We start from the raw sequence: 14033 nt of genomic DNA, 5'->3' as shown, positions 1-14033 counted from the left end.
TTTTTCTTAAATTCTACATCGTAAGTGACTCTAATTTTTCCCATAGAAAAATCCCCTCCATAGTAAACAGGTTAATGTGCTTTCTTTTTCCCGTCTACTATAAGGGGATCATATCAAATTATGGGCTTTTTTTATTTCATTTATTATTAACCATTCAACACTATTCAGCATTTGAAATTAAGAAAATGCACAAAAAATTATACAGCCTTTCTCCGCATAGGGAAAAGCTGTATATAAAGTAAGGCAAACTACATCTTTAAAATGAATTACTCAATTGTTATACCTGCACTTATGAATCCAATCACAGTAGCAAGAGTAGCTGACTCAACAGTAGCATACACTAATATTTTGTCTCCAGCACTTACTGGAATATTTAGCCCCTGTATAATACCTGCTGCTGTTGCACCAGGAAGGGCAACCACAGGCAGTGTTGGTGCTAATGCTAGAACTGGTACCTGAGGATCAAAGGTATTACTCAACGGATTATCTGCAATAAATATTTGCAATTGAATGTGAGAACCTGCCACGGTTATGGCTGCTGCTGAACTAAAGAAACCTGCTAATGACGTAATCGTACCATCGCGTGGTGCTACAAAAGCATAGTCTCCTATTGCTGCATCCAACAGGTGCCTCTATAACAATTATACGAATCGATTAAAAAATGATTCATTCATTCTCATAATAAATATTATGAAATACAAGTGGTACATTTCATGTCCGTCATAAAGATAAGAACATTCCAATAGTTTCATGCCGGTGATTAAGCAATAAAATCAAATTGCACTATATTTATAGTAGAAAATATCTATACTAAATTTTCCGTAAACATATTATCAATTTACACTCCCTCCCACCGATGTTACATTAAATTTGAAGACAGTTTCTCCTTTACGAACCATCTCAATACGTACTTGAGGAACATTCTCCAATCCTATACACGAGGACAATGCTATGTTGACACTCAAACGAGTGTCTTTTTTTGCGGATTTCAAAAAAAACCATCTCTTAAAAATGGTTTTTATCATTACGCATTTCTTTATATTACTTAATATAAGTAAAAACTTATGAAACAGGATAATAAATTGTCATACTTAATCGAGTTAATGTTCGTCCAGAATTTTTATAAGTGTGCGATCTATCCGCCATAAACCGAATTGAATCTCCGCTATTTAATTTATATTGGCAATCATTTACTTCAATTGTCAATTCCCCTTCAAACACAGTAATAAATTCTTCCGTTCCTTCTTTATGTGCTTCTGAACTTAATTTCCCTTCTTTTTCAATTTCAACCGTATAGATTTCAAAGTTCCTATGCTCTTGGAAAGGAAAAGAAGGATATACTTTATATCTCCCATTATCCTCAGACAAGACTTGAACATCATTTCGTAAAACCACTTTTGTATCAGGTTGTGGATTATTGATTAAAGTGGTAAAAGACACTTTCAAACCATTCGCAATTTTCCATATTGTCGTTAGTGTTGGGCTTGATTCACCCCTTTCAATTTGCCCAATCATCGTTTTACTCACACCTGTTAATTGAGCAACCTTTTCTAAACTTAATTTTTCTTTCTCTCGTATTGTTTTTAAATTTTTCGCCAGAATAAGTTGAATTTCTTCCATAAAAAACACTCCTAAACCATATACAATATAACGACCGTTATGTATAATAAAAAGCACACGTTATATTGTTCTTTTCGGTCATTATAACACACGATTTTTTCAGGGGGTTTTGAAATGCCTATATTTTCTTTTTTATTATTTGTTTTTATAAGTAGCTTCACACCCGGACCTAACAATTTTTTAGCTATGACGTATGCCAATCAACATGGTTTAAAGAGGAGCATACAATTTTGCTTTGGAGTAGCTTTCGGTTTTTTCATCCTTACTTTCTTATGTAGTTTCTTTAATATTGTACTAATTAATATCCTACCCATAATCGAATTACCTTTAAAAATTTTAGGTGTAGCGTATATGCTATATTTAGCTTTTAAAATACTCACTAGTAAAGGCAGTACGAATTCCACTAAGAAAAATGATAATAACTTATTTACAGTGGGGATTTCCCTTCAATTTGTTAATCCTAAAGGGATATTATTCGGATTGACCGTAGTATCGACTTTTATACTCCCTTATTACCAATCATATTTAAGCTACGTTCTCTTTTCCTTATTCCTAGGTATAGTCGGTTTAATGAGTACATTTAGTTGGAGCCTATTCGGTTCAATGTTCCAAAAGATTTTATTAAAACATAATCAATTATTTAACATCATTATGGCCATCTTGTTAGTTTTCAGTGCTATTTCAATCGTTATACACTAGGTCTATACTTATTTTTGATACTTGTAAATCTTCTTTCTATTAAAATCAGATTGTAACTCTGGTATATCACACTTTATTCCCAAAAATAGTTGAATTTTTTCACCTATCCGGCACATAACTCCCACCTACTTATTGGATCATGTTCTATCTATTCTTTAAGGTGGGAGAGTTTCAGCCGGAAAATGATAAAATGAAACTTTAATCGGAGTGGATTTTTGCTCATCCCCACCGATTATTAGTGGAAATCAAACTGACTGCTCGCAAATAACAGATTAATAATCGCTTAATCCAGATTCCTTCTAATTTACTTAACCTCATACCACCAGCCTTTACGATCAAGCCAGCCTTTCATACCGTTTAATTGCGCATCTGAAGTTGGATCGGAAATAAAATATGTTAATCCATCAGATTGTAAAATAAATTTAGCTGTCATCTTAACTGAATTTAAAGCTTGCATAGCCTCAGGAGCTTCATATGGTGAAAAAGCGCCTGATTGGATGATATTTTGTTTAGATGGTGGAGTTGTCCCACCAGATTGCCCAGTTAAAGCATAAACAATTGAATTTGAAATCTTATCTACATTCCATTTTGCCATATCCGATTCATTATCAATAAATCCAAGTTCAATTAAAATTGCCGGTGCTTTTGTATTTGCTAATACATAAAGATCTTTTCGTTCCTTCGCGCCTCGGTTTGACCATCCAACATCTGTCGAAAGTTGCGATGCTATTTTTGCTGATAAAGCTTGTTGGTCATAGTAAAGTACTTCGACACCATTAGCATTAGTATCATACGAGTTTAAGTGAAATGAAATTACTAGATCTACATCATGCGAGTTAGTTTTTGCTACAATATTACTTAAATTTTGCGCTTGTGTTGTCCCTACCTCATCAGTATCATCATAAACTGTATGTCCCAATTCTCTTAATTTAGTTACAACTGCATCCTTAACTTGGCGATCCATAATATGTTCTTTCCGATTCCCATAATTTGCACCCTGTACAATACTGTTATGGCCTCCATGTAAACTATATCTAGCCATTGTTCTACATCCCCTTTTTTATTAATATATTCAAAGCTCGTCTTATTGTCCGGCCAAATATTCAATATAGTTACAACAAACAATAAATAGGGCGCTAATCTATTGGAAATTTTAAAAATTCCAGATTATCTATCTTCAAAAACAAAGCACCTCAAAAATAAAAACCACAACTACAGTTTTAAGTTGTGGAATCATCATTTCTTTTGGAAAGGTCAATAGTTTACTTATTTTCTTTTTACTTATTTTTGATTTATCCTCCCACTCATTATTTCCCCGTAAATTGCAGAATAAAATCTTTTCATTTCACTTCTTAGCGTTCTGTAATAAAATATGCAATATTCCATATTTTATTATCTCAATATCTCTTTATTAACTACTGATTAATAGAATCCCCTTTATAACATGTGATAAATCAACATTTACAATTTAATTCCTTATTTAAATTTGATAATTTCATCTTTAAACATTATATCTGAATAATTATATTGGAATTCCCTGTTCTATACATCCATATACATTTTGTGTATTATGTAACAGAAGGGTGATTAAAAGACTTACTCTTTGCTATTGAGGGAAGAGCCTGAGAGCCATATCAGGCTCTTCTTTGTCTATATACCATGTAAAAATACGGATTTGACAAAATCAACAAAATACCAGTCCCTTAATTCAACTCATTATCTACATCCAATTCTTCCGTTGTAAATTCCTCTCCGCAATTTAAACACTTCCATTTGGTTATAGTTCGGTTTGTATCCAAAATTCAAATTTAGTCTTAATTGATACTTCACTCTAATGCAAACCCTATATAAAGATTGCTGGTATTCAATTATTTGGACTGAAGTACGTTATATATAATGAATATGAAAAAACATTAAAATGCGGTTTCTCCTTTCAAGAGAAACCGCACCATATCAACGTTTTAATTAAATTTTAAACTGACTCGTATATAATTCAAAGTAAAATCCTCTATCTTCCATAAGAGATTCATGATTCCCTCTTTCCAAAATACTTCCATCTTTTATAACAAGGATTTGATCTGCCTTTTCGATTGTTTTGAGTCGATGAGCGATTACGAAACTTGTTCGACCTCTCATTAAATTATTTAGCCCTGCTTGAATTTGCAATTCTGTTCTCGTATCAATATTAGATGTCGCTTCATCGAGAATTAATATATCTGCATCTGCTAAAATTGCTCGTACAATCGCAAGCAGTTGTTTTTGTCCTTGACTTAAATTCGATCCTTCTGAAGCGATTTTTGTTTCATATTGATCCGGTAAATGCTTAATAAAAGAATGTGCTGATGCAGCCTTAGCTGCATTGATTACTTCTTCATCACTAGCATTTAATCGTCCATAACGTATATTATCCATAATCGACCCAGCAAATAAATACGTATCCTGTAAAACTACTCCTATTTTACTTCTCAGAGAGTTAATATCATAATCTTTTATATCATTTCCATCAATTTTAATTTGTCCCTGTTGTATATCATAAAAGCGCGTTAATAAATTAATAATGGTTGTTTTTCCTGACCCAGTTGGACCAACTAAAGCAATTGTCTCTCCTGGCTGTGCCTTAAGGTTCACTTCTTTTAAAATCATTTTATTTTCTTCATAGCCAAATGAAACATTCTCAAGTACAACATGTCCTTGTAATTTTTGTACAACATATGGATCTTTTTTATTTTGAATTTCTGGTACTTCATCCATAATTTCAAAGACACGTTCCCCGCCAGCAACTGCTGCTTGAATTGTATTCATTAAAGTTGCGAATTGGCTTAGTGGTCTTGAAAATTGACGCGAATAATTAATAAAAGCTGCAATAACACCTACCGTTGTCATGCCGTTTAAAACCATAACTGATCCCGTTCCAATTACAAGCCCCATTCCTAAGTTATTAATAAAGTTCATACTTGGAAAAATAAAAGCTGAAAATGTATCCGCCTTCGTAGCTGAAACTCTTAGCTGTTCATTAATTTTATTAAAATTTTGTACTGTTTCTTTTTCTTTCCCGTACAATGTTGTAACATCCGCACCTGTTATTGCTTCTTCAATAAATCCATTTAATTCCCCTAAATCTTTTTGACGCTTCGCAAAGTTTTTACCACTATATGCAACTAGTTTTTTTGTAACAATAAACATAATAGGTACTGTAATTAAAGTTACAATTGCTAAAATCCAATCTAATGAAAACATCGCAATCGTCACACCTATGAAGGTTAATGCTGATGAAATAATTTGTACAACACTTTGTGTTAACGCCTGATTCAAATTATCTATATCATTAGTTACACGGCTCATTAAATCACCTTGAGAACGTACATCAAAAAACCGTAAAGAAAGCGTTTGGATTTTCTCAAAGATATCTTGGCGTATTTTTTGTATTGTTTTTAGCGCAACGTTAATCATGACAAATGTTTGTAACCATGTTAAAAGCACCGTTACGCAGTATATCGCGATAAGTAACATACACATTCTTGCAGTACCACTTAAATCTTTCGGTACAATATATTGATCTATAATTACCCCCATAAAATACGGACCTAATAACCCAAGTAATGTCGTAGCAAATACTAGAAATATAACGAACATAAGAGCAGCTTTTTGATAGCCCATATAGTTCCATATCCGCATTACAGTTCCTTTAGTATTTTTAGCTTTTCCCGTCTTCGGTGCGTTACGTCCACCTTTATTAGCAAATTGCCCATGAAAATTACGCATATTCTTTCCCACCCTCTTTATGTAAATTGCCACCTTGGGAAAGATAGATTTCCTGGTATACCTGACATTGTTCTAACAGTTGTTCATGAGAACCATCACCAACTAATTCACCATTATCTAGTACAAGAATTTTATCAGCATCTATTATAGATGAAATTTTAGAAGCAATTAATAATGTCGTCGTTCCTTTATATTCTGTTCTTAATGCCGATTGAATGTTAGTCTCTGATTTCGCATCAACTGCTGATGTAGAATCATCTAATATAAGGATGGATGGCTTTCTTACAAACGCTCTTGCAATGGATACACGTTGTTTTTGTCCACCTGATAGATTCGTCGCACCTTGAGTTAAATTATATTCATAAGATTCTTCCATCTTGTTGATAAACTCAGTCGCACAAGCTGATGAAGCTGCTACTTCTAGTTCATCGTGTGTAGCATCTTCTTTACCATAACGTAAATTCTCTTTTATACTTCCGGAAAACAACAGTGCCTTTTGAGGTACAAAACCTATGGAAGCGCGCAATTTTTGTAAATCATATGTTTTAACATTCATTCCATCTATACATATTTCACCTTGATCAACATCATAGAGACGCGGTAATAATTTAGCTAAAGTAGATTTACCACTTCCTGTTGATCCAATAATCCCTACTTTTTCACCTTTTCGTATGCTAAATGAAATATCTTTTAAAACGTATTCATTATTTTTCGTATAACTATAACTCACATTTTTAAAATCAATATTCCCCTCGATTTGCTCAGGTTCAATTGCATTAGCCTCGTTCATAATATCAACTTCAGTATTTAAGACTTGTTGTACACGATCCGCAGATGGAAAAGCTCGAGCAATTTGAATAAATACAATACTAATAGACATAAGTGCCATTAAAATGATATTTAAGTAGTTAATAAATGCTAAAATCGCTCCTACTTGAAGAGTTCCATTAAATACTTTTTCTCCACCAATCCATAGTGTTGCAACAATCCCACCACTTACAACTAGCATAATGAGTGGCATCATTAACGAAATGAGCTGCACAGCTCGAATATTTATCTTCGTTAAATTTGTATTAACATTTCCAAACTGAGAAATTTCATATTTTTGTCTTACATATGCTTTTATTACACGTACACCAGATAAATTTTCTTGTAGCTTTGTATTCACTTTATCTAATGCCTCTTGCACCTTTTTAAACGTTCCGCTTGCTTTACTTGCAATTAATATAATCGCAAGTAATAAAATTGGGACGACTACAAGTAATATAGGAAATAACTCTCGAGCTGTTACAAAAACAATAATTATACTTCCTATAAATAACAACGGCCCACGAACAAGAACACGTAATGTCATCGTCATTGCCGACTGAATTGAAGTAATATCATTTGTAACAATCGTTAATAATTTTCCTGTTCCAAATGAATCACGATTATTGCTAGAAAATGTTTCCATTTTCACAAAAACATCTTTTCGTATGTCTGTAGCAAAATTAACAGCACCTTTTGTAGAATACATCATACACCCAAGTCCGCCAACTAAACCAAGTGCTGCTGCTCCTATCATAAGAAGCCCCATTTTTATTACATAATTCAAATCCCGATTTGCTATCCCAACATCAATAATATGTTGCATAATAGTCGGCTGAATTAAGTCCATCGCAACCTCAAGTACCATAAATAGCGGTCCAATAATAGCGAAGAACATGTATGGTTTTAAATACTGTAACAACTTGCGAAATGATTTCATACATAATCTCCTTCTCTCATGAAATTATCACTGAATACTTCGTATCCCCTCCTTATTTAAGCCATATAGTCTGTAATTTCTTCATTCCTTCTATTATATTATGTAAATTAATATTTAACATTATTAAATGATAAGTATTGATTCCTTTCTGGTCAATAAATGTGCTTTACCTTACATAAATAAAAAAAACCGTATTCTTTATTAAAAGAATACGGTTTCCCTCTATATTTGTTCAATAAAAAAGCATTTATATGTACATTTAAAACTCCGTTAATACTGGGAATTTATAACCTTTAAAGTCTAACTCTTTACTACTTCGAACCATTAAATACTTACTAGACTGTAATTCTGTAAACTGTACATCCTCAATCCCTAATTGATCTGGAGAAAAATAAAATTCAATTTCTGTAAAGCTTTCCGTGATTTCCGCACATATTTCATCTAACACTGGAAGTACCGGTGCAAATACGCCAAATACTTTCAACTTTTCATTGTCTACTTCATAAACGATCAGAGCATCTAGTTTCTCTGAATAATACAGTTTCTCATTCCATTTCGTGTCATACATATTTAAATAAAATGAAGACTGGAAGTTTAATGTTGAAAATTTATTTGAAAGCCTTTGGCTACTATCGATCGTTTCATGTATTAACTGTCTATCTTCTTCATTATAGTAATCTAATTTTCTAAGTAGAGAATCCTTATTATTATTTTTATCGTATGGTATAGTCATCAAATATTCCTGCACAACTTTAAATCCAAATGATGTATATAGTTCAGGAGTTTCAGTAAACAATAACGCACATTCACACTGTTTATCGATTTCTTCTATCATTTTACTCATTAACCGTGTCATTAGTCCTTGTCTACGAAAATTAGGATGTGTCATTACTGATTGAATGCCCACTGCATTAATTTTTTCACCATTGATTAGCAATGGTAATGAAAATGCTGCAACATTTGCAATCACTTTATCTTCTTGTAAACATGATAAAGCTTTATATGTATAATCCCAATATCCTTTCTCCGAAAAATCATTCAATGTTTGACTTGTAATCCCAAATACTTCTTCAAATAAAGGAAATAACTGCTCTCTTTTCGGTTCTTCTATTAGAGGATTTACAATTTTTTCAACATTCCCCATGTTGTACCTCCATACGTCAATTCCATTAAATTAGATATACTTATATGACCTACTCATAAAACATAGGCCTTACAAATCAATATAGTATCATAAAACATAAAAAATAGTCTAATTAATTTTATGTTTTGACTATTAAAAAACAAGTCGAATAAACCAATATTAAGATTTCTGAATATTAATAAGTTAATTATATAAAAATAGTGCTTTCTAATTAGCTTTTACTAATAGAAATACACTACTTATAATAAAAAAATTATTCTTTTTTTCCTTCAATCCTCTCTTTCGTACTAATTTCTTCTCCCCTCATTCGTTTTTCAAATGTTTTTCGGCAACTAGTAGAAAGTGATTTTACTTCTAAAATTCTATTTAAACCTTCAATATTTTGTTTCTCCTTATGCATAATACGATTAGCAAACGCTACTGTAACACCTGTCCTTCTTTTAATACACGAAAATAAACATAAAAAGAGCATATCCTATGAAACCGTTTCACAACGACCTAATAGAATACTCTCTTTTCAAAATGAAATACAACATTACGTATAAATTTTAATGTACCTTTTTAGATATTGGAATGTATTTCGTAAAATATGCCCCCACTAGCAATAATACGATTAAAAATAACCAACTAAAAATACCACCAAAATGAAACCAATATGAAAATAAATTTAAGATTGCAAGTGTAAAGAAACAAATTGAAGTTAGCGAACTTTTTAATCCTTTTATCTCTGCTTTTTTTCTTTTTTGATAAGTTATATATATCGAAGCAACTAGTAAAAAGATAAAAATAATTGGTAACATAACTTGTAGCAATGGCAATCCCTCCAGTATATTTGCACTTCTTTACATTACTTTATTATTCTATCTAATCTATTGGAATCAACTCACTTTTCTCTTCTATCCAAAAGTTAGTATACGTTTTATTTTTAAAGTTCACATTCACCTCAGAAAACGGAAGACTTCCTCCTACTTTCAATGAATACCAATCATTTAAAAGTGGCGATCCAAAACAAATATTCATTGTACAATCATGTAAATCAAATACTACAGAATGCAAAGTCCCAAACCATTCTTCATAATTATGTACTGTCAGCCCTGCAGGATATTCTTCTTCTACTAATCCTTTTAAAGACTCCATGCTCAACTTTTTATCTCGATTTATATGTTCATGTAAAATGTGATATCTCTTTGTAGATTGTTCTAATTTACTATTATTTAATTTCTGAATAGATGAACTAACTGCATGGTTTGTTGATACGATGAAAGCTTGATTGTCATCTTCATTTGTTGTTATGGATTTATGCCCGTCAAATATTTCAATATGTGCTGCATTTATAGGATCAGCTACAATTATATTAATATTACTTGCACTAGGCAGTTCTTTTATTAATGATATAGCTTCCTGAACATTTTTACATTTCTCTAATAATACCCGGATTATCGAAAAACATTGTAATCCATTTACCTTTGGCTTTCTTAACCCTTCAATATTCCCAACCGGTTGACCACATGCAGAAAATGTAACAGATAACCCATGTTCGTTAACTCCTTCTGTTCGGCCAAAATATTGAGTAGAAAAACCACTATGTGCATATGCACCTTCAACATGCGTCGAGCAAAAACGCATATCATCTATTTTTGGTGATAAATCATAATTTCTTAATACATATGTGTGCTCTGAATCTGTCTTTTTAGGTAATACTGCACAATGACTACAACCCGCTTTTAATAATGTTTGATAATAATACATCATATTTTTAGAAGGTATTTTCAATACTTCGCAAAACCCTTCAATTTCTTCATTAATTCCTGGACAATATTGCCCCAGTATATTTCTAGATTCTTTCCAATGATTATCTGATACTGAATGTTCTTGCTGTATAAATTGTGGAATGAGATACGGATGTTGTTTCACAAATTCTCCTTGCTTTTTTCCAATTTGATAATGGCTTCCTTTTAATGATGAAAAATACCCTTTTACTTGATACATTATAATTCCTCCTCACGCTCGATATATCCATATCATATCAAATGAGTTTTATTTTCCCTTGATGCTTTTTACTATTTCCCCCTTTACATCACCATTTTCAAAATCTTAACTAATATTTCTTTACCGACTAATTAAAACCTTGTTTAAATTACCGTAATAACCAAAAATCCAAAACCCCATGTTTTACTGCGGATAAAGTGGATATTTATAAAATTTCAATAAAGACTAATTTAGTTTAAATTTGGTCGAAATAAAGAAAACAATTATTAAATAAAAACTGAGAAATCATTAACGATTTCCCAGTTTTTTAATCTATTCTAAAGTATCCCCTTTTCCACCAACGTCTCTGCTATTGGAACTGAGTTCCAAGCTGCACCTTTTAATAAATTATCGGAAACAATCCAGAGATGGAATCCGTTTGGCGTATCAGGGTCTTTACGTATTCTTCCGACAAATGTATCTATTTTCCCTTCTGCATATAATGGCATTGGATACAACTGTTCACTAGGGTTATCTTGTAAAATAACACCTGGTGCATCCATTAGCACTGCTTTAATCTCTGCTACAGATGCTTCTTTATCAAGTTCAATATAAACCGATTCTGAATGTCCTGATACAACTGGAACCCGGACACAAGTAGCTGCCATTTTTAGGTTAGGATCTTCTAAAATTTTCTTCGTCTCTTGAATCATCTTTACTTCTTCAAAGGTGAAATCATTATCTGTAAATATATCTACTTGAGGCAGTACATTAAATGCAATTAGGTAATGCTTTTTATCTTTTTTTGCTGGTAATATGGTACTTTTCATCTCCTCACCTGCAAGCATAGACTTAGCCTGTTCTTTTAATTCATGAATCGCATGAATACCAGAACCTGATACAGCTTGGTATGTGGAAACGATAATTCGTTCCAATCCGAATGCTTTTCGAATTGGCTGGAGTGCCGTTACCATCTGTAAGGCTGAACAATTCGGCACCGCTATAATACCTTTATGCTGCCTTAAAGTATGCGCATTTACTTCTGGAACGACAAGTGGTACATCTTGCGCCATTCGGTATTCACTTGTGTTGTCAATTACGATTGCACCATTAGAAACAGCGTGATCTACATATTGTCTAGAAACCTCTCCCCCAGCGCTAAAAAAAGCAATATCTACACCTTTAAAGCTATCTGTTTTTGCTTCTTGTATGATTATCTCCCGTCCTTTAAATTGTACTGTCTTACCAGCAGATCGTTTTGACGAAAGCAACGTAACTTCAACTATATTAAAATTTGTTTCTTCCTCTAACAATTCAACAATTTTCTGTCCAACTGCACCTGTAGCTCCAACAATAGCTACATGATAGCCCTTTTTACTCATTGTTTCTCCTCCAATACTGCTTAAATGAATTTCTCCACAAGTTAATATTAAAAGAAATTTAATCATTTGAAAAATTGAAATACATGATATAATCATTCACAAATCATGATAATAAAAGAGGGATCATTTATGGAAATGAGACATGTTAAAACTTTTTGTGCCATTGTTAAATATGGTGGTTTTTCTAAAGCTGCTCATGTGTTAGGTTATGCGCAATCTACTGTTACAGGGCATATTAAATCATTAGAGAACGATCTACACATCCCTCTTTTCGATCGATTAGGGAAAAAAATACTTCTTACAAAAGCAGGACATCAATTTCACCCTTATGCCTTAGAATTACTTGCTATTTATGAAAAAGCGCAAGAAATCCCTCAAAATAGTGATGATTTGGAAGGGACATTAAGTATTACATCTAACGAATCATTAGCAGTGTACCGGTTACCACAATTATTACGTACTTACAAGCAGGAAAATCCGAAAGTAAATATCGTACTTGAAACAAATACGAATGAACAAGCATTAAAAAAGCTACATGAAGGCGAAACCGATGTTATCTTCTTAATTGGAGAAAGTATAGAACATAATGATTTTATTACGCGTACTTTTAGTAATGAAACATTTGGATGGATTTTACCACCTTATTCCTCTGCACACACAAATCCATTCCATTTATTACAGAACACCCAGTTTATCTTTACAGAACAAAGCTGTGGCTATAGACCAATGGTAGATCGTTTTTTACGTCAAAGCGGGAATATTCCAGATAAAACATTTGAAACTTCCAATGTTGAAGTCATTAAACAATCTGTGATGTGCGAGTTAGGCATTTCAATTCTTCCTTACATCGTTGTACAAGAAAATTGCCAAAAAGAGCAGCTTTGTTTTCAACCTATCGAAACTCCGGCCGTTATTCAAAGTCATGTAATCTATCATAAATCTAGATGGATTTCCCCTGTAGTACAGTCGTTTCTTTCCTTACTAGAGTGAGATTAAGATATAAAAAAGTACATACAAAAAAGAGTAAGTGCCTAATAGGCACTTACTCTTTTGCATTAATTATTATATTATTTATTAGTCTGTCTCCCACCCGCAATTAATTTACTACCTGAATATGTACCTTTTTGCATAAACACTTGATTAATTAATTCTTTTTGCTCCTTTTCTGACATTACTCCTTTCCCTTCCCCTAAATTCCCACTTTGTAATTTCCAAATCTTGTTGTGATCCGCATCTACCTTTTCATATTTCCCTTGTTTCCATCGTTCTAAAATGTCCACATATGTACTTTTTTGCGCAACATCATTACTGTTTATAATTTCAAGTAAACTTTCAATACGTTCTTGTGTTATAAAAATATAACCCCACTTTTGATCCGCTTTCGTTTTTTGATGTGCCATTTCATGTAATGCTGTCTGTATATGCTCATCTGTCCATTTAAAATTTTTATTAAAACCGCTATTCGGTAATGAATGATTACCATTTTCTAAAATCTTTGCATCTTCCGCTTTTACATTACTATCAGCTAGTATTTCTACTGCCGGAGCAGCTGGTGTTGTCTTTTTCGCAGCTGGCTTACTATTATTCAAATAATATAGCATACCATACGTTAAACCTACTCCGATTACCGCCATACCAGCTATAATACCGATTATTTTAAATAGTGTTTTCATCTCGCTTATTTCCCCCCGCATATCCCTTTTCATAATTT

12 protein-coding genes and 1 pseudogene are annotated in these 14033 nt (G+C 32.5%); 2 read left to right on the top strand and 11 right to left on the bottom strand.

Annotation, left to right across the window (positions count from 1 at the left end; translation table 11 throughout):
* Positions 1 to 266: 266 nt before the first annotated feature.
* Together MR065_RS20115 and MR065_RS20110 are read right to left on the bottom strand one after the other, a co-directional pair.
* Positions 267 to 623, bottom strand: a complete 357-nt coding sequence (locus MR065_RS20115; RefSeq protein ID WP_396022385.1) for an exosporium glycoprotein BclB-related protein — start codon at positions 621 to 623, stop codon at positions 267 to 269.
* Between the two features lie 439 nt (positions 624 to 1062).
* Positions 1063 to 1677 carry a helix-turn-helix domain-containing protein gene (locus MR065_RS20110; RefSeq protein ID WP_242214876.1) on the bottom strand — a complete coding sequence of 205 codons (615 nt, stop codon included), beginning with the start codon at positions 1675 to 1677 and terminating at the stop codon, positions 1063 to 1065.
* Between the two features lie 57 nt (positions 1678 to 1734).
* Between MR065_RS20110 and MR065_RS20105 the strand changes: the two genes are divergently transcribed.
* A complete protein-coding gene (locus MR065_RS20105) occupies positions 1735 to 2319 on the top strand; it encodes a LysE family transporter (protein ID WP_098992007.1) in 585 nt (194 codons plus the stop codon).
* A 304-nt stretch (positions 2320 to 2623) separates the two neighbouring features.
* On the opposite strand, the gene MR065_RS20100 is transcribed toward MR065_RS20105, so the two are convergent.
* The 8 genes and pseudogenes from MR065_RS20100 to MR065_RS20065 form a co-directional block, all read right to left on the bottom strand.
* The gene (locus tag MR065_RS20100; RefSeq protein ID WP_242214875.1) at positions 2624 to 3361 is read right to left on the bottom strand and encodes an N-acetylmuramoyl-L-alanine amidase; all 738 of its coding nucleotides are present in this window, start codon (positions 3359 to 3361) and stop codon (positions 2624 to 2626) included.
* A 923-nt stretch (positions 3362 to 4284) separates the two neighbouring features.
* Complete coding sequence (locus tag MR065_RS20095; protein WP_242214874.1) at positions 4285 to 6081, bottom strand: ABC transporter ATP-binding protein; 1797 nt, start codon at positions 6079 to 6081, stop codon at positions 4285 to 4287.
* Positions 6074 to 7828 (bottom strand): ABC transporter ATP-binding protein, encoded by a 1755-nt coding sequence (locus MR065_RS20090; protein ID WP_242214873.1) that lies wholly within the window; start codon positions 7826 to 7828, stop codon positions 6074 to 6076. The genes MR065_RS20095 and MR065_RS20090 overlap by 8 nt, the downstream gene beginning before the upstream one ends.
* A 259-nt stretch (positions 7829 to 8087) precedes the next feature.
* Positions 8088 to 8972 carry a GNAT family N-acetyltransferase gene (locus tag MR065_RS20085; RefSeq protein ID WP_242214872.1) on the bottom strand — a complete coding sequence of 295 codons (885 nt, stop codon included), beginning with the start codon at positions 8970 to 8972 and terminating at the stop codon, positions 8088 to 8090.
* A gap of 253 nt (positions 8973 to 9225) precedes the next feature.
* Positions 9226 to 9402, bottom strand: a pseudogene (locus tag MR065_RS20080) (3-alpha domain-containing protein); the annotation flags it as partial.
* A gap of 118 nt (positions 9403 to 9520) precedes the next feature.
* The gene (locus MR065_RS20075; RefSeq protein ID WP_242214871.1) at positions 9521 to 9784 is read right to left on the bottom strand and encodes a hypothetical protein; all 264 of its coding nucleotides are present in this window, start codon (positions 9782 to 9784) and stop codon (positions 9521 to 9523) included.
* Positions 9785 to 9836: 52 nt separating this feature from the next.
* Positions 9837 to 10961 carry a C45 family autoproteolytic acyltransferase/hydrolase gene (locus tag MR065_RS20070; protein WP_242214870.1) on the bottom strand — a complete coding sequence of 375 codons (1125 nt, stop codon included), beginning with the start codon at positions 10959 to 10961 and terminating at the stop codon, positions 9837 to 9839.
* Between the two features lie 317 nt (positions 10962 to 11278).
* A complete protein-coding gene (locus MR065_RS20065) occupies positions 11279 to 12322 on the bottom strand; it encodes an aspartate-semialdehyde dehydrogenase (RefSeq protein ID WP_242214869.1) in 1044 nt (347 codons plus the stop codon).
* A 129-nt stretch (positions 12323 to 12451) separates the two neighbouring features.
* Between MR065_RS20065 and MR065_RS20060 the strand changes: the two genes are divergently transcribed.
* Positions 12452 to 13312, top strand: a complete 861-nt coding sequence (locus tag MR065_RS20060) for a LysR family transcriptional regulator (RefSeq protein ID WP_242214868.1) — start codon at positions 12452 to 12454, stop codon at positions 13310 to 13312.
* A 77-nt stretch (positions 13313 to 13389) separates the two neighbouring features.
* Here the strand turns inward: MR065_RS20060 and MR065_RS20055 are convergent, their stop codons facing one another.
* A complete protein-coding gene (locus MR065_RS20055) occupies positions 13390 to 13995 on the bottom strand; it encodes a PRK06770 family protein (protein ID WP_242214867.1) in 606 nt (201 codons plus the stop codon).
* Positions 13996 to 14033: the final 38 nt, after the last annotated feature.

Origin of the sequence: Bacillus cereus group sp. BfR-BA-01383, from assembly GCF_022663495.1 — a bacterium.
Classification (GTDB): Bacteria; Bacillota; Bacilli; order Bacillales; family Bacillaceae_G; genus Bacillus_A; species Bacillus_A cereus_AU.
This window is presented reverse-complemented; position numbering and strand designations above follow the sequence as displayed.